Genomic DNA, 16,709 nt, shown 5'->3' on the forward strand with positions numbered 1-16,709 from the left:
ATGCCCTGGCGTTGGCTCGGGTTTTGGTTGTATTTGATCCCTGCGCTGGCAACGGCGCAGGAAGGACCGCTGCGCCTGGGTTTTAACGGTGAGCTGTTATCGCTGAGTCGTACCCAACTGATTGCCCGCGAACCGCTTTCGGCTAACGTGCAGACACCCCTGGGCAGCCTGTGGAAATTGTTCGTATACGCCTGGCTGGTGGACACAGGCGCCCAGGAACCGCCTTATGAGTGTCGCGGGCAGTCGAAAGAGGAAGTGTATTGCTGCGCGACGGGTGAGCACATAGGTCGCGATCAGGCGCTGGTGAAGTCTTGCGGATTGTATTTCGAGCCAGCGCGCCTGGGCATTGTCGACACCGATTGGAGCCGATACTGGCAGGCCCGGCGGGCACCGCCATGGCTGCTGGAGTTGCCATCGTTGCAGCCTGCTGCGCGTGTGCCGGTCGTCGAGTTGCTCCAGGTGCTGGCCGCCATGCCGGCCCAGGAACAGGCACGGCGAGTGTTGCTTGATGTGGTGCTCAACGCGGCGGATGGCAATGTGGTGGGTGAACTCGGCGGTCGGCTGCGTGTGAAGACCTGGAGCTGGCTGGGTGATCTGGACCCCGCATCGCGCCAGGGTGGGTTCGCCGGTTGGACCCTTGACGGCACGCCGATCTGGGCAGGTGGCCGCGGCACCAGTCAAAGGGTCTTGCGCCATTACGGCGCCGCATTGGCGTCCGTGCTGCCGGTGGCCTGGCCGGCGGATGCGGGGCGTTGCGTTGAAGTCGGTTTGTTCGCCCGATACCCGATCAAGCGGGTGCTGGCCGCAGAGCGTGTGGTGGCGTCCGGCCCGATGAAGGGTAATTACCGTGTCGAGTTCAGCAATGGCAACCAACTCGATATCCATAGCGATGGCGAATTGTTTTTGCTCAACGACAAACTCGTCGCCCGCCTGGATCGCGAAGAGTACGTCGCCCGCGTCCTGCAGCGCGAAGCCAAGGCGCAACCGGTCGAAGCTGCCAAGGCCCTGGCCGTCGCCATTCGCACCTACCTGCTGCAGAACGCCTCGCGCAATGGTGACTGCCTGAGCATCGACGACAGCAGCAACCGTCAGCGTGTTGCACCACGTCCGGCCTCACCTGAATCACGCAACATCGCCGCCTGGACCAGCGACCTCGTCCTGGCCGGTAGTACCGTCACCTATCATTCCGACCAACCGGGCCCGGACAAGCTGTCCTGGCAACACGCTGTCGAGCAGGCCAATGCCGGCCAACGCTACGACACCATCCTGCTGCACGCCTACCCACGTGCCAGCCTCAGCCGCTGGGACAACCCTGTTGCTTCATGCCAGGCACTGCCCGCCGCTCAAGATTGGCTGAAGAGCCAGCGCCGGAGCTGGCGCCAGCGCCTGGAGAGTGAAGTGGGTTACACCGATGTCAGCACTTTCGCCGTCTGCAGGCTGGCATTCGGTCGCCCCTACGTCGACCGCGAGCGCCAGCGCATCTACGTGCGCGGGGTGTTGACGCTGCAAGATCGCCTCGACCTGACTCACGAATACCTGCACCTGGCCTTCCAGGCACATCCCAACGGCCAGGATGAAACTTACATCGAAGGGCTCGCCCGCCACCTCTTGCTGGAATAGTCCATGAAACTCCGTTATCCCCAGGTCTTGCTGTTCCTTTACGCACTGGGTGCGTTGCCGTCGACTTACGCTGCTGTCGATCTCGACACCCCTGTGGGCGGTTGGCGTACCGGCGCGGCCGAGGGTGAAGGCGAACGTTTTCGCCAAACCGTCAACTACCCGGCTTCATCGGTCAATACGCCCGCAGGACAGGCCAACACCGCGCGCATCAGCGGCCAGATCAAGGCCACGCCGAAGTCCGGCGAGCCGGGCCGGCTGATCGTCAATGGCGTGAGCATGCCGCTCAAGGTCGACTCCGCCGGGCGCTTCGACCGTCCATTCTCGTTCCCCAATGGCAGCAACAGCGTCGAGGTGCGCAGCCCCGATGGCCAGCAACGCCGCCGTACCCAGTTCCTCAACTCCAGCGGCGGAGCGACGCCGGCGAAGTTGCGCGTGCTGCTGGCCTGGGACAGCGACGGCACCGACCTGGACCTGCACCTCATTACCCCCGACGGCGCCCACATCTGGTACGGCGACCGCGTCGCACCCAACGGCGCAGCGCTGGATGTCGACGTCACCACCGGCTACGGCCCGGAAATTTTCGCCATGCCTGCACCGATCAAGGGGCAGTACCTGGTCTATGTGAATTACTTCGGCGGTGGTTATCGCCAGGAAGAAGACGGGCAGGAAGAAGCGGTACAAGCGCTGACCACGGCCCAGGTAACAGTGATTACCGAGGAGGGGACGCCGAATGAGAAGATGGAAACGTTCCTGGTGCCGATGCGGGCGGTGGGGGAGCTGACGTTGGTGAAGGGGTTCAGTTATCCGTGAGGGGATTGGGCAGTTGGCTGCTGCCCAATCTCCCTCAGGCCGCTAATTCAGGCCGGAAACTACTGGAGGTCAGGCGTTTGAGAGCAATTTCAAGAGCTTGATCATCGAACAGCTTGTTCTTGCGAGCCGCAGCATCGGCACCACCGTCCCAATGTTTCAATGCTTCGCGCACCGCAGGAACGGTCGCAGATACCCCTTCCTGGCTCAACAGCCAATCGACCGTCGCCAATAACTCCATACCGAATGGCGATTCAAAACCGTCGATCAGTTGAGCCGTACGCTCCAACGCTAGCGAGTATTCCTTGGCCTCAGTCTTCAGATACGTCTGCAAAAAGGCATTGCGCTCTTGATCAAACCAGATCACGTCGCTAATACCCGCGTCACTTATGCGCTTGTCACAATGCAGGTAACTGCCATCAAGGTTATTAAGCAGGTGCTCCAGCCGATTGGCGTACGGGCCATATTTATGTGCGACAAACCTCAGATTCAGAGGATTTTCGGTATTCGGAAACTGCTCGATAGCGCGCTCTAGAAACCAGGCCAGCTTCTGAATCTCCAGCAGGCTGCACTCCATGCCTAAAATCCAGTAGCGCCGAACCAGTTCGGCGATAAGGGCGCGGGCTGGCGTGAGTTTTTCTACGCCACTACGTTTGGCGACGTTCAGATACTGATTTATAGGTTCGAACACCAATACATCAACATCCAGATCACTCAGGATCCCAACGATCTGTTCGCGGACCTCAAGCCATTTCAATCCACCATTACCAGCACCTAGTGGCGGGACAGCGACGGATTTGACCTCGTTTTCAATCAGAAACCTGCGCAGATCGTAGAGGCCCTCCGTTATCCAGGCCATTTGCGATGGGGAGCGCCAATGGCGTTTGGTTGGGAAGTTAACGATCCAGCGAGGGCCATCAAGTTCGTTTGTGGCGGTCACGTGCATCTTGCCGGTTTCCACTTCACCAGCCTTGCACGCCGCGGCATACAGGCGATAGTTCTGCGCAAAGCGTTCCTTGAACATCAAGGCGATGCCCTTACCCATCACGCCAACTGTATTCACCGTGTTGACGAGGGCTTCGGTTTTGGCTTCCAGCAGGTTGCCTTGGGTGAATCTGATCATTGGAAATACCATTTGGGACGCGCATGGACCGGCAACGTCAGCCCTCTGGCGGCGATGTCTGCTTCTATGCGAACTTTCATTGCATCGGTGTGGCACATGATGCCCAGTAGTCCCGTAATCGGTAAGTGATGGTGGATCAGCGCTTCTGCCTGATAACGCTCCATTTTGCGAGGGTCATCAGGGTCGCGCTTGAAGTCTCGCCGTTGGAGGATAGACCAATCGATCTGATCGAGATTCGCCAGATCGCTGTAATAGTCTGTCCAACTCGGATAGGCATGCGCGTTTGTGAAGATAAACGGTAGGCCGAGTTCTTGAACGCGGTACAGGCTCGAGACCAGAATCAGGATCTCGTCATTGCTGCGTTGCTGCACGCTCCACCCGGAGTGAATGTTCTGCATCATCACCGAGAAGGGCGTGAAATAGAAGGGCACGTAGTCGGCCAGCACCCCTTCGGGTGCGATAGGCACCTGACGGGAACGGCGCTTGTCGATCAAGTCGACGTTGCCGATGTTCACGTACTGAGGTGCCTGTACCTTCGAGTTAGCGCAATGCAGACCGTTGTCCAGAATCCAGGGCAGGTTATCGCGATGGACGATACGCCAAATCAGAGCTTTCTCTGGATTCAGGCTGGTATAGGTCATTTATAAGAACATTCCGGGATTCACGGTGATAGGGGTCGTAAGTTTGGCCTCGCGCATTTTAGCCTCACAAAGCGTTTTGACCTCCTCGTTCGGAACATAAATCCTCGAAAAGGTTTTGGGGTTTACCACACCGGGAGAAAGGCATTCGGCCATGCAGACGTTTTTGCATTCGGCATTCTGGTAGTCCCGGGTGCTCATCAACTCCCAATTGATTGCTTCAAAGCCCTCGTTGTATTCCAGCACCTGAATGTCGTCATCGGCGAGGGGGTGCTGTGGGATGACTTTCCAGCTGTTCTGTTTGGCGAATGTCCGAAAGACCGAGATCAGGACAAATTTCTCTTTTGGCCGATTGAGTTGTACCCGTCCATCAAAAGGATTTGCAGCGAACCAATGAAAAGGTACAAAGCGATCAAGATTATGAGCTTTGCGCTTCTTGATTATTTCGCTGTCCGCTACATCGGTAAAATTTTCAAGGTCGGCGCGGGGCTTTAGGCCATCCTTGAAAATCCCAATCAAATTTTCAACAGAGGTGAGGTGGTATACGAAGAATTGATCCTTGATATTGACTTCCGACATTGTGGCCTCCTTGACCTGCACATCAACCTAAACTGGAATCAGTCCCAGCCTCGCCCCGCTGATGCAACCCTCGATCCGCGGGGTTGGTAGAACAGTCGCTGAGATTCTAATGTGCCACTATTTTTAACCGCAAGCCAAATAGGGAAATTGATCAATGGACCAAATTGAATTGCTCCTGAGCTCATTCCTCATCAAAGTAATCGCGATCCAGCGTCGGCAGCCGCAACAAACGCGATGTCACACCCACCTCATGATCCATCATCAGGTGCACCAGTCGCGTACCGTCTACCAGCACAATGCCGTCCACTGATTTGGCGAAGTCAACAGCATGCGCCGTAAAGCCAGAGGTGGTGATAAACACACCTCGTTTGGCTTTTTGTCCTGCGAGCGCGCCATAGAAAGCCTGTAATTCAGGTCGGCCAACCGTGTTCTGCCAGCGCTTGACCTGAACGTAAACCTTCTCCAGCCCCAATTTATCGAGTGAGATAATGCCGTCGATGCCGGCATCACCGGAACCGCCGACACGTTGCAAGTCATTGCGGCTGGCGCCGTAACCCAAGCGATGAAGCACATCCAGCACGATCACTTCAAAGCGGTTGGGGCTGACTTGGAGAAGGTTGTCCAAAAGGTCTGCCGCCGTGGCATCGCGCAATTCCTTCAGCGCTCGCTCCAGTCGGTCGTCGGGGCTTTCGGTGGCGGAGGCCAGATCGGGCTCAATGCTTGGCTGTTCATCCAACGGCTCGGCGTCCGGTGCGACTTTCAGCTTCACGTTCATGTAGCCAATTGCTAAATGCTCCACGTCTTTGGCCGACAGTGGAAATGCATGCTCTTTGGCGTACTGCACACCCGCATCAGTCAACTTCCAATAACCGCGCTTAGCACTGCTCGAAAGTCCGGCACGCTTGAGACGGTCGTGTGCCCAGCCTGATCGGTTTTTATAGGTGGCCTGACCACTGGCGATCACTTCTTCACGCTGTGCTTCGGTCAGTTGCAGCATTTTTGCTGCTGCCTCGTGGGCGTCCCTAGCGATTGCACCCTCGGGTTTTGTGACGAGAAAACGCAGGATCGGCTCAATGAACTGATCGTAGGTTGGAACGGACATGGGCGCATCTCTGTGCTGATGGTGTTTTGAACTGACCGGAGGGCGAGTATAAATTAACGCTCGTTGAGGATGCCCTCGAGAGTTAGCGCTGGTGCCACGAAAGCGTAAGCCGTTGTGTAACGGCTCACTTATACGCCGAGTGGCTGTCCGATAAAGGTTTTGTCCTACAGAACCTCCCTGCGCAAAATTCCGCCGTCTGGCATACGGAACTTTGTCCAGGCGCTATCACTGGAGGTTGAACTTTCTGATGGGCGAGTTAAGAAACTTTATTTCGATGTTAGTGAGTTTCTTTGTCCTGGATTCGCATCATTCTTTTGAATGACCAGGATGCCTTCATTGCGAGCAAACTCGGAGAGTTTTACGGCTAAAGATTCTGAGAGGTTGTGCGGCTAAAAAGTTTCTTTCAGACATTAAAAAGCCGGCTTGTGGCCGGCTTCTCGGGGACTGGCTCGGTTCATTTTTGGTAAACCTCGCCAGCCTTCAAAACGTACACCCGGATCTTGCGTCCGGCTGTGGGACTCGGCGAGAAAATCATCTGCTTTGTCAGTGCGATTCTGCGCCGCAGGGCGGGGCGATGCGCAAATGTGGGGCGCAGCATACTGATTTTTTTGTGAAATTCCCAGCGCGGTGTTCACCCACCCCTGTAGGCGTGGGTTTATAAAAACGGCACAGGCGGGCGGGACTTGTTCAGGGTGGCACGCCAGAACACCCAGCCCAACACACGGATGTTCTGCTCTTCGATCTGTGGGGCCCTGAAGATTTCATCCGGGTATTCAGCGCTGTTGTGGCTGCGTAGTCGTAAACCGTTGCCGGGCAGGCGGTGCAGGTATTTGATCCTCAGCATGCCATCGTGCTCGATTGCGTAGATTTCCCCATCGACGATCTGGGTCAGGCCGCGATCAATGGCGACGGTCGAGCCGTCGGCAATTTTTTCGGCCATGCTGTTGCCAATCATGGTGGCGCAAATGGCGTCGCCGTAATTGATTTCCAGCGAGTCGAGGTAGCTGCGGGGTAGGCGCATGACTTGGCTCTTGTCCACGACGACGTGGGTTTTGCTGGAGCCTGGAGTCGCCGGCGCTTCCTTGTAAAAAGGCAGATCGACATCGATGGGTTCGACAACGGTGTAAACGCCCCGCAAGGCCTGCGCATCGAAGGTGTCACCGGTATCGCTGACCAGGCGCAGGTGTCGGGCGTCTTTGGGGCCGTCACCGGTTTTCAGCCATTCGCTGTTGACCGAGAGCTTCCTGGCCACTTCCTCTATCCGGTAGTCGGGCACGCCACGGGAGTACCAGTTATGAACGGTTTGTGCGTTGGTGATATTCAGGACATCGGCGAAGCCGGTCGTCGTGATGTCCGCCATTTTCAGGAGCATTTTGAAGCGGAGGCCGCAGGTTTTGTTCTTTTTCATAAACACGAGTCTATGCCCGCAGCACGGGGCTTTGAATAAACGACCCGTTCAAATTACGCAGGAAATTTGCGACCTCATGTAAGACTTATCCTGTAGAAAATAAACAGGGAAAATCGAGCGATCCAATTGTTAAACGCTGTGTGGAAAGTGGCCTTGCAGGCATAAAAAAACCCCGGCTCAACCGGGGTTCTTCTTGAAGCTTGCAGCTCAGAGCTCGCAGCTGCTCTTAACCTTTATAGGCAGCAACCGACTTGGTGATCGCAGCACGGGCGGCATCTGCGCCGTCCCAGCCTTCGATCTTCACCCATTTGCCTTTTTCGAGATCTTTGTAGTTCGCGAAGAAGTGCTCGATCTGCTGGATCAGCAGCGCTGGCAGGTCGGTGTATTCCTTAACATCGACGTACAGCTGGGACAGCTTGTCGTGTGGAACCGCGATGACCTTGGCATCGCCGCCGCCGTCGTCGGTCATGTTCAGGATGCCGACCGGACGAGCGCGGATCACCGAGCCTGGAGCAACCGGATAAGGGGTTACGACCAGCACGTCGAGGGGGTCACCGTCGTCGGCGAGGGTGTTGGGGATGTAACCGTAGTTGGCCGGGTAGAACATCGGGGTGGCCATGAAACGGTCAACGAACAGGCAATCGCTGTCTTTGTCGATTTCGTATTTGATCGGCGCGTGGTTGGCCGGAATCTCGATCGCGACGTAGATGTCGTTCGGCAGGTCTTTGCCAGCTGGAATCTTGCTGTAGCTCATTGGGCTGTGCCCCCGTTAGTTGACCAAAAAGTGGCGGCGATTATAGGCATATTCCGCTCTGGGCGCTATGCGCCAGAAGTCGGCTGGACCTTAGTCGCGTGCCTGATAGACAGGGTCGTGCGCCAGAAGTTGCCGCAGCCGGGCCAGCGGGTCCTGGCGGTAAAAAAGCTGCAACTGTTCATACACCTCTGGATAGGCCGCGTGCAGCAGGTCGGGGGCGCTGAAGAAGTATTCACTGGTGACGGCGAAGAACTCGGCGGGATTCTCCGCTGCGTAGGGGTCGATGGCGGTTTCGGCGTCCGGATTGCGTTCAAGTTGCTGATCAAGGTCATCAAAGGCGGTTTGCATGACCCTGGCCCACTCACTGACCCGCATGTCGGGATGCAGGGGGGGCAGGCCATTGGCGTCACCGTTGAGCATGTCGAGTTTGTGCGCGAGTTCGTGGATGACGAGGTTATAGCCTTCCCAGCCGCCGCTGGCGATGACGCCAGGCCAGGCGAGAATGACCGGTCCCTGCTGCCAGGCTTCTCCGCTGTGCTCGCCGTCCCACTCGTGCTCGACGCCGCTGGCATCGCGATGGCGCTGGGGACTGAGGAAGTCGTCGGGGTAGAGCACGATTTCGTGGAAGCCCTGATACCAGTTCAGTTCGCCGAGGTTGAGCAAGGGCAACTGGGCCTGGGCGGCGAGCAGCAGCCGCTGTTCCTGATGCAGTTCGACCCCCGGCAGGGCCGTCAGGTGTTTGTCTTCGAGGAACAGCACGCAGGCTTCGCGCAGCCACTGGTCCTGCTCGGCGGTGATACCGTCGAGAAAGCTCAGGTGATGGCGAACCCGCTGCCACACATCATCGTCAATCGGGTGCCTGGCCAGGATGCGCCGACGACGCCAGGCGCTGAGCGACCACATCGCTCAGCGAGGTTCGGCTTTGGATGCAGCACTGCCGAAACGGCTGCGGACCACACCGATGATCATCGGCACCAGCGACAGCAGGATGATGCCCACCACCAGCAACGACAGGTTTTTCTTGATGAATGGCACGTTGCCGAAGAAATAGCCCAGGGTTACCAGGCCGCCGACCCAGAGGAGGGTGCCCAGCACGCTGAAAAAGAAGAAACGTGGATAAGGCATTTTCGCCACGCCGGCGACGAACGGTGCAAAAGTGCGGACGATGGGCAGGAAGCGCGCCATGGTCACGGTTTTACCGCCGTGCTTGTCGTAGAAATCGTGGGTTTGCTGCAAGTAATCGCGGCGGAAGATTTTCGAGTTCGGGTTACTGAACAGTCGCTCGCCGACCGTTCGCCCAATGACATAGTTGGTACTGTCGCCAAGGATAGCCGCCAGCATCAGCAGGCCCCCCAACAGCACCGGGTCCATGCCGCCACCCGCGGCAACGGCGCCCGCAATGAACAGCAGGGAGTCGCCGGGCAGGAAGGGCATCACCACCAGGCCGGTCTCGCAGAAAATGACCAGGAACAGGATGGCGTAGATCCATGGCCCGTAGTTGTTTACCAGCAAGTCGAGATACACATCGAGATGCAGGACAAGGTCGAGCGGGTTGAAATCCATGGGGGCACCTGTAAAAGCGGCCCGACTCGGCAGGCCTGTGCGGATGACTTCGCGAAAGCCTACACACGAGTGTAGTTTTTCTTACAAGCCGGAAAGGTCCGCATTATACGGCCTGACAGGTGAAAAGCGTGTCGAGTTTGTAGCGGGGGATTTCGTCAGATGATCCCCTGTAGGAGCGAGCTTGCTCGCGATAGCGGCGTGTCAGTCGACATCATCGTTGACTGGAACACCGCCATCGCGAGCAAGCTCGCTCCTGAAGGTTCACGGTGGGTCAAAGCTCTTCGCTGATCGGCAACACGTAGTTCTTGAACTCGGTGTCTTCCTTGAACCCTATGGATTCATAGGTCTTCTGGGCCACCTGGTTATCGCTGCTGGTGGACACACGCATGCGCACGGCATTGGTTTCCTTGGCCATTTTCTTCGCGGTGCGGATCAGGTTGTCGGCGACCAACTGACGGCGCGCGTCTTCGGCGACGTAGATATCGTTGAGTATCCACACGCGTTTGAGTGAAAGCGAAGAAAAGCTCGGGTACAACTGGCAGAAGCCCATCAGCTTGTCGTCATCGGACAGGGCCAGATAGATCACCGATTCCTTGCGGCGTAGACGTTTCTCGAGGAAGGCGCGGGATGAATCCGGGTACGGCAGGGAGCCGTAGAACTCACGATACTTCACAAACAACGGCGTTAACAGGTCCAGGTGTTCGAGGGTCGCTTGGATAATCCGCATCGATAGGTCTCGTCTTCAAGTGGCTGTCTTACATCGTGACGGCGATAGGAAACCCTTGGCGGCCGCGAATCGATCCTGCCTGAAACGGACGCCGAAACGCAATGCGGAAACGGTTCAGGTTTTCGGCGTGTCCAGTAGGAAATTACCTTTGATATCCTCTCTCGCGTCCGACGCCAGGGTCGGCACTTGCGCTTCATCCTTGAGATTGACCCCGGACAACTTGCGCCGACAGGCTTCGCGCATCAAATACAGCAGGCGGTGCGCGGCCATCCCGTAACTCAAGCCCTCCAGCCGGACATTGGAAATACAGTTGCGATGGGCGTCGGTCAGGCCGACCTTGGGGGCATAGGTGAAATACAACCCCAGGCTGTCCGGAGAACTGAGCCCAGGGCGTTCGCCGATCAGAATCACCACCATTTTTGCACCCAGCAGTTCGCCGATCTCATCGGCCACCGCAACCCGTCCCTGCTCGACCAGCACCACGGGTGCCACCGACCAGCCGTCGGCGGCAATCTGTTCTTGTATTCGTGCCAGAAAGGGCACCGCATGCCGGTGAACGGCCAGCGCCGACAGGCCATCGGCGATCACGATGACCAGATCGACGCCGCCAGGGTGTGCCGCGGCGTGGTCACGCAGAGTCTGCGCAGATTCGTCGCTCAATCTGCGCCCCAAATCAGGGCGTTGCAGGTAGAGGTCGCGATTGTGTGCCGCGCTGTGCAGCAACAAGGTGTTACTTCCACCGTCGGCCAATTGCGCGCGCAGCCCAGCATGATCGAAAGCCAGGTGCACGGCGTCCCGGGCCTGCGCATGAGCGTACTGGAAATCCAGTTGCGCGCCAGTCGGCAGGCTGGTGCCGGTACGGCCCAGTGCGATCCGGGCGGGTGTCAGGCGGCGCAATTGCAGCAACGGGTTTTGCGGATCAACCGGCGGATTTTCCATATCGACACTCATCCCAATTGCGCCATGGCCTGGCGGAACGCCGGTGGCAGCTGGCTGCCGAATTCGATCCTGCCGTCCGCCTGGGTGAAGATGCCCATGTTTTTCAGCCATTGTTCGAACTCCGGCCCAGGTTTGAGCCCCAGGGTCTTGCGGGCGTACAGCGCGTCATGGAACGAGGTGGTCTGGTAGTTGAGCATGATGTCATCGGAACCGGGAATGCCCATGATGAAGTTGATCCCGGCAACACCCAGCAGGGTCAGCAGGGTGTCCATGTCGTCCTGGTCGGCTTCGGCATGGTTGGTGTAGCAGATGTCGCAACCCATGGGCACGCCCAGCAGTTTGCCGCAGAAGTGATCTTCAAGGCCGGCGCGTATGATCTGCTTGCCGTTATAGAGGTACTCCGGGCCGATGAAGCCGACAACGGTGTTCACCAGGAACGGTTTGAAATGGCGTGCGACGGCGTAGGCACGGGTTTCACAAGTTTGTTGATCGACGCCGTGATGGGCGTTGGCCGACAGAGCACTGCCCTGGCCGGTTTCGAAATACATCAGGTTTTGACCGCCGCGCTTGAGGCTGAGACCGGCGTCATAGCCTTCCTGCAACAGGTTCAAATTGATGCCGAAACTGGCGTTGGCGGCTTGCGTGCCTGCGATTGACTGGAAGACCAGGTCCAGCGGAACGCCACGATTGATCGCTTCGATGGACGTGGTGACATGGGTCAGTACGCAGGCTTGTGTCGGGATTTCGTAACGCTGGATGATGGCGTCGAGCATTTCCAGCATCGCACAGATCGAGGCGATGCTGTCGGTGGCCGGGTTGATGCCAATCATCGCGTCACCGTTGCCGTACAGCAATCCGTCGAGAATGCTCGCGGCAATGCCGGCCGGTTCATCGGTCGGGTGGTTAGGTTGCAGGCGGGTAGACATTCGTCCACGCAGGCCCATGGTGCCGCGAAACCGGGTGACCACACGGATTTTCTGCGCGACCAGCACCAGGTCCTGCACGCGCATGATCTTTGACACCGCCGCGGCCATCTCAGGTGTCAGACCGGGGGCAAGGGCACGCAGGCTTTGTTCGTCGGCTGCATCACTGAGCAGCCAATCACGAAATCCGCCGACGGTCAGGTGGCTGACCACGGAGAAGGCGTGTTTGTCGTGGGTGTCGATGATCAGCCGGGTGATTTCATCCGCCTCGTAGGGAATCAACACTTCCTGCAGGAAATGGGTGAGAGGAATGTCCGCCAGGGTCATCTGCGCGGCAACGCGTTCACCATCGTTGAGCGCGGCCACACCGGCCAGAAAGTCCCCCGACCGCGCGGGGCTGGCCTTGGCCATGACCTCCTTGAGGCTTTCGAAGCGATAGGTCTGGGCGCCGATGGAGTGGGTGAACAGGGCCATGGGGCGGTGTCCTCCTGAGGTTTGATGTCTTGCCGGGAAAGGGTATTGCGAACATGCAAGGCTTGAGCCAGAGCCCTCTGACGCCATCGCGGGCAAGCCCGCTTCCACAGTGGACGTGTGAACGCCCAAACCCTGTGGGAGCGGGCTTGCCCGCGATGGCTATGGGTGGGGCGACACAAATCTCTGAGTGTCACCCCGAGGCCTTTAGAAGAACCCCAATGGATTGATGTCGTAGCTCACCAGCAGGTTTTTGGTCTGCTGATAGTGATCGAGCATCATTTTGTGGGTTTCACGGCCGACGCCGGACTTTTTGTAACCGCCGAATGCGGCATGCGCCGGGTACAGGTGATAGCAGTTGGTCCACACACGACCGGCCTTGATCGCCCGGCCCATGCGATAGGCGCGGTTGATGTCGCGGGTCCACAGGCCGGCGCCGAGGCCGAACTCGGTGTCGTTGGCGATGGCCAGGGCTTCGGCTTCGTCCTTGAAGGTGGTGACGCTCACCACCGGGCCAAAGATCTCTTCCTGGAACACGCGCATTTTGTTGGTGCCCTTGAGCAGGGTCGGCTGAATGTAATAGCCGCTCGCCAGATTGCCCTCGAGTTTTTCCACCTTGCCACCGGTCAGCAACTCTGCGCCCTCGCCCTTGGCGATTTCCAGGTACGAAAGGATTTTATCGAACTGCTGCTCGGAAGCCTGGGCACCAACCATCGTGTCGGTGTCGAAGGGGTCGCCGCGCTTGATCTGCAGGACTTTCTTCATCACCACCTGCATGAACTCGTCGTAGATCGACTCCTGCACCAGCGCACGAGAAGGGCAGGTGCAGACCTCTCCCTGGTTGAAGAACGCCAGCACCAGGCCTTCGGCGGCTTTCTCGATGAAGGTCGGTTCAGCCTGCATGATGTCTTCGAAGAAGATGTTCGGCGATTTTCCGCCCAGTTCCACGGTGGACGGGATGATGTTTTCTGCCGCGCATTTCATGATGTGCGAGCCGACCGGGGTTGAGCCGGTGAAGGCGATTTTGGCGATGCGTTTGCTGGTGGCCAGCGCTTCGCCCGCTTCTTTTCCGAAGCCTTGAACGACGTTGAGTACGCCCGGTGGCAGCAGATCACCGATCAGTTCGACCAGCACGGTGATGCCCAGCGGGGTTTGCTCGGCAGGCTTGAGCACCACGCAGTTGCCGGCAGCCAGGGCTGGAGCGAGTTTCCAGGCGGCCATCAGGATCGGGAAGTTCCACGGGATGATCTGCCCGACCACACCCAAGGGCTCGTGGATGTGATAAGCCACGGTGTTGCCGTCGATTTCGGCGGCGCTGCCTTCCTGGGCGCGCAGGCAGCCGGCGAAGTAGCGGAAGTGGTCGGCCGCCAGTGGAATGTCGGCGTTGAGGGTTTCGCGGACAGCTTTACCGTTGTCCCAGCTTTCGGTGAGTGCCAGGGCTTCCAGGTTCTGTTCGATACGGTCGGCGATTTTCAGCAGGATAAGCGAGCGCGCCTGGACGGACGTGGCACCCCACGCATCGGCAGCAGCATGGGCAGCATCCAGGGCTTTGTCGATGTCTTCGGCGGTGGAGCGGGGGAATTCGGCGATCGGTTGGCCATTCACTGGCGAGGTGTTGGTGAAGTATTGACCTTTGACAGGCGCGACGAATTCGCCGCCGATGTAATTACCGTATTTGCTCTTGAACGTGACGATAGCGCCTTCAGTACCGGGGTGAGCGTAACGCATGGTGGGTTCTCCTTGGCTTTTTGTACTTATAAGGAAGTCGCGATTTTTGCGTGTGCATCAAGCGTAGAGCAAAGGTTGGGCCAGCGCCTTGCCACTCAGGTAAATCAATGCGTTGCGCGGTTTTTGTCGGACGGGCGGATGCGCGCTGTGACGCTTTCGATACGTGGCCTGTGACACTTTGTATCGTTTGTGGCGCAGCTTGTGGCGGCGCGGCTTAGCCAGCATTGCATTACGCGACGGTCAGGAGGATGCTCAGGCTCACGCGCCAGGCTCAACCCTGCTGGGAGCACACAAGGAAATGCACGACAACCATTTGAGTCGCCATGCCCAGCAGGTACTGACTGTGACCCAGGGCAAATCCCACTTGCAGGGCCCTGGCAGCGATCCTTCGATTGCCCGTTCCTGGCTACGCTGCCTGGAGGACTATCACCTCGATCCGAGCCTGACCATGGCGCCTACCGTGCTGGAACATGGTCGCCTGCTGGAAAGCCGTGAGCGTCTGCAGCAAGTCCTGCACATCGCTGGTAATGAAATGAGCAGCCTGCATCAGCAACTCTCCGGTGCCGGCCATGCGGTATTGCTCACCGATGCTCGCGGGGTGATCCTTAATTGTGTCACCGCGCCCACCGAACGCAGGATTTTCGAGCGCGCCGGCCTCTGGCTCGGGGCTGACTGGAGCGAAGCCTGCGAAGGCACCAACGGCATCGGCACCTGCCTGGTGGAACGCCAGGCCCTGACCATTCACCAGGACGAACACTTTCGTGGCCGTCATACCGGCCTGACCTGCTCGGCGAGCCCGGTGTTCGATCCTCATGGCGAGCTGTTGGCGGTGCTCGATGTGTCCTCGGCGCGGCACGATGTGTCGCGGCAAAGTCAGTTTCATACCATGGCCCTGGTCAATCTGTCGGCGAAGATGATCGAGAGCTGTTATTTCCTGCGCTACTTCGACAATCAATGGCTGTTGCGTTTTCACCTGCAGGCGGAATCCGTCGGCCTGTTCAGCGAAGGGCTGTTGGCGTTCGACGGCGAGGGCCGGGTCTGCGCGGTCAATCAGAGTGCGCTAAACCTGTTGGGGCATGGTCGCGGTTCTATGCTGGGGCAGCCAGTGGAGGCGTTTTTCGATTGCGCCTTGGACGAGTTGCTGGGCCGCGCGAGTGTGAATGCCAGCGCCAGTTGGCCACTGCGCACCCGTGATGGTCGTAGCCTGTTTGCGCTGTTGCGGGGTCAGCCGCGTAGTCATGCAGTGCCTGTGGCGCCGGTTCCTGCGGTTGCCGAACCGTCGGACGTTGCGGGTATTTGCCTGGGCGATGAACGGTTGCAGGCGGATTTTCGCAAGGCGCTGCGTGTGTTCGTGCGGGACGTGCCCCTGCTGATCAACGGCGAGACCGGTTCCGGCAAAGAGGCGTTCGCCAAGGCCGTGCACCAGGCCAGCCAACGCAGCGACAAGCCCTTCGTCGCGCTCAACTGCGCGGCCATTCCCGAGAGCCTGATCGAAAGCGAGCTGTTCGGCTATCGCGGCGGTAGCTTTACCGGTGCACGCAAGGAGGGCATGCGCGGCAAGTTGCAGCAGGCTGATGGCGGCACGCTGTTCCTTGATGAGATCGGTGACATGCCGCTGGCGTTGCAGACCCGCTTGCTGCGGGTGCTCGAGGACCGGCAAGTGGTGCCGATTGGCGGCGCGGCGGAGTCGGTCAACGTGCGCATCATCAGCGCGACCCACCGGGATCTGTTGGCGCGGGTGCAGGACGGCAGCTTCCGCGAGGATCTTTATTACCGGCTCAATGGGCTGGAAATCGGTCTGCCGGCCTTGCGTGAACGCAGTGATCGCGCGCAATTGCTCGACTACTTCCTGGCGCAGGAAGCGGGCGGCGAGACGGTGCTGATCGATGAGCCCGCTCGGCAGACGCTGCTTGGGTTCGCCTGGCCCGGCAACGTGCGGCAGATGCGCAATGTGTTGCGCACCCTGGCAGCGCTGTGTGACGGCGGGCGCATCGGCCTTGAGGATTTACCGGCGATGATCCGTCAGGCGAGGCCGGCCGCAACAGTGCCGGTGCAGGATCCGTCAGGGCAGCCGCTGGAGGACGCCGAGCGGCTGGCGTTGCTCGCTGCGCTGGAGCTGCAACGCTGGCACATGAGCCATACCGCGCAACAGTTGGGCATCAGCCGCAATACCCTCTACCGCAAACTGCGCAAGCACGGTATTTCCCGCTGAGCCCCTGTAGGAGCGAGCTTGCTCGCGATGGCGATTTCGAGGACGCCATCGCGAGCAAGCTCGCTCCTACAGGGAGGCGGTGCGTCGCAATCGAAACAAAGGTGCGATTTTCCCC

General features: G+C 58.8%; 15 protein-coding genes. 3 read left to right on the plus strand and 12 right to left on the minus strand.

What is annotated here, in order from left to right:
- Positions 1–1,620: a DUF2300 domain-containing protein gene (locus AB4N33_RS24915; protein WP_476458449.1), complete on the plus strand. Its 1,620-nt coding sequence runs from the start codon at positions 1–3 to the stop codon at positions 1,618–1,620.
- Between the two features lie 3 nt (positions 1,621–1,623).
- Positions 1,624–2,430 (plus strand): YfaP family protein, encoded by an 807-nt coding sequence (locus AB4N33_RS24920; protein WP_476458450.1) that lies wholly within the window; start codon positions 1,624–1,626, stop codon positions 2,428–2,430.
- Positions 2,431–2,464: 34 nt separating this feature from the next.
- Here the strand turns inward: AB4N33_RS24920 and darG are convergent, their stop codons facing one another.
- From darG to exaC, 12 genes are all read right to left on the minus strand, one after another.
- Positions 2,465–3,550 carry a type II toxin-antitoxin system antitoxin DNA ADP-ribosyl glycohydrolase DarG gene (gene darG, locus AB4N33_RS24925; RefSeq protein ID WP_476458451.1) on the minus strand — a complete coding sequence of 362 codons (1,086 nt, stop codon included), beginning with the start codon at positions 3,548–3,550 and terminating at the stop codon, positions 2,465–2,467.
- Positions 3,547–4,191 carry a type II toxin-antitoxin system toxin DNA ADP-ribosyl transferase DarT gene (gene darT, locus AB4N33_RS24930; RefSeq protein ID WP_476458452.1) on the minus strand — a complete coding sequence of 215 codons (645 nt, stop codon included), beginning with the start codon at positions 4,189–4,191 and terminating at the stop codon, positions 3,547–3,549. Before darT ends, darG begins: the two co-directional genes overlap by 4 nt.
- On the minus strand, positions 4,192–4,767 hold the full coding sequence (locus AB4N33_RS24935) for a DarT ssDNA thymidine ADP-ribosyltransferase family protein (RefSeq protein WP_476458453.1): 576 nt from the start codon (positions 4,765–4,767) through the stop codon (positions 4,192–4,194). It lies immediately after the preceding gene.
- A 181-nt stretch (positions 4,768–4,948) separates the two neighbouring features.
- Positions 4,949–5,869, minus strand: a complete 921-nt coding sequence (locus AB4N33_RS24940; protein ID WP_476458454.1) for a restriction endonuclease — start codon at positions 5,867–5,869, stop codon at positions 4,949–4,951.
- A gap of 655 nt (positions 5,870–6,524) precedes the next feature.
- A complete protein-coding gene (locus AB4N33_RS24945; RefSeq protein WP_460140845.1) occupies positions 6,525–7,277 on the minus strand; it encodes a S24 family peptidase in 753 nt (250 codons plus the stop codon).
- A gap of 226 nt (positions 7,278–7,503) precedes the next feature.
- On the minus strand, positions 7,504–8,031 hold the full coding sequence (gene ppa / locus AB4N33_RS24950; protein ID WP_007933577.1) for an inorganic diphosphatase: 528 nt from the start codon (positions 8,029–8,031) through the stop codon (positions 7,504–7,506).
- Positions 8,032–8,121: 90 nt separating this feature from the next.
- The gene (locus AB4N33_RS24955) at positions 8,122–8,934 is read right to left on the minus strand and encodes a M90 family metallopeptidase (RefSeq protein WP_476458455.1); all 813 of its coding nucleotides are present in this window, start codon (positions 8,932–8,934) and stop codon (positions 8,122–8,124) included.
- Positions 8,935–8,937: 3 nt separating this feature from the next.
- Complete coding sequence (locus tag AB4N33_RS24960; RefSeq protein ID WP_460140846.1) at positions 8,938–9,594, minus strand: DedA family protein; 657 nt, start codon at positions 9,592–9,594, stop codon at positions 8,938–8,940.
- 271 nt (positions 9,595–9,865) lie between these two features.
- Positions 9,866–10,321: a GNAT family N-acetyltransferase gene (locus tag AB4N33_RS24965; protein WP_476458456.1), complete on the minus strand. Its 456-nt coding sequence runs from the start codon at positions 10,319–10,321 to the stop codon at positions 9,866–9,868.
- Positions 10,322–10,435: 114 nt separating this feature from the next.
- Entirely contained in the window at positions 10,436–11,272 is an 837-nt protein-coding gene (gene eutC, locus AB4N33_RS24970; protein WP_476458457.1) for an ethanolamine ammonia-lyase subunit EutC, read from the minus strand.
- Complete coding sequence (locus AB4N33_RS24975; protein ID WP_476458458.1) at positions 11,269–12,657, minus strand: ethanolamine ammonia-lyase subunit EutB; 1,389 nt, start codon at positions 12,655–12,657, stop codon at positions 11,269–11,271. Before AB4N33_RS24975 ends, eutC begins: the two co-directional genes overlap by 4 nt.
- 204 nt (positions 12,658–12,861) lie before the next feature.
- Positions 12,862–14,382: an acetaldehyde dehydrogenase ExaC gene (exaC, locus tag AB4N33_RS24980; protein WP_476458459.1), complete on the minus strand. Its 1,521-nt coding sequence runs from the start codon at positions 14,380–14,382 to the stop codon at positions 12,862–12,864.
- Positions 14,383–14,680: 298 nt separating this feature from the next.
- Between exaC and AB4N33_RS24985 the strand changes: the two genes are divergently transcribed.
- Entirely contained in the window at positions 14,681–16,594 is a 1,914-nt protein-coding gene (locus AB4N33_RS24985; RefSeq protein WP_476458460.1) for a sigma-54-dependent Fis family transcriptional regulator, read from the plus strand.
- Positions 16,595–16,709 lie beyond the last annotated feature (115 nt).

The organism is Pseudomonas sp. S1_E05, assembly GCF_056337105.1.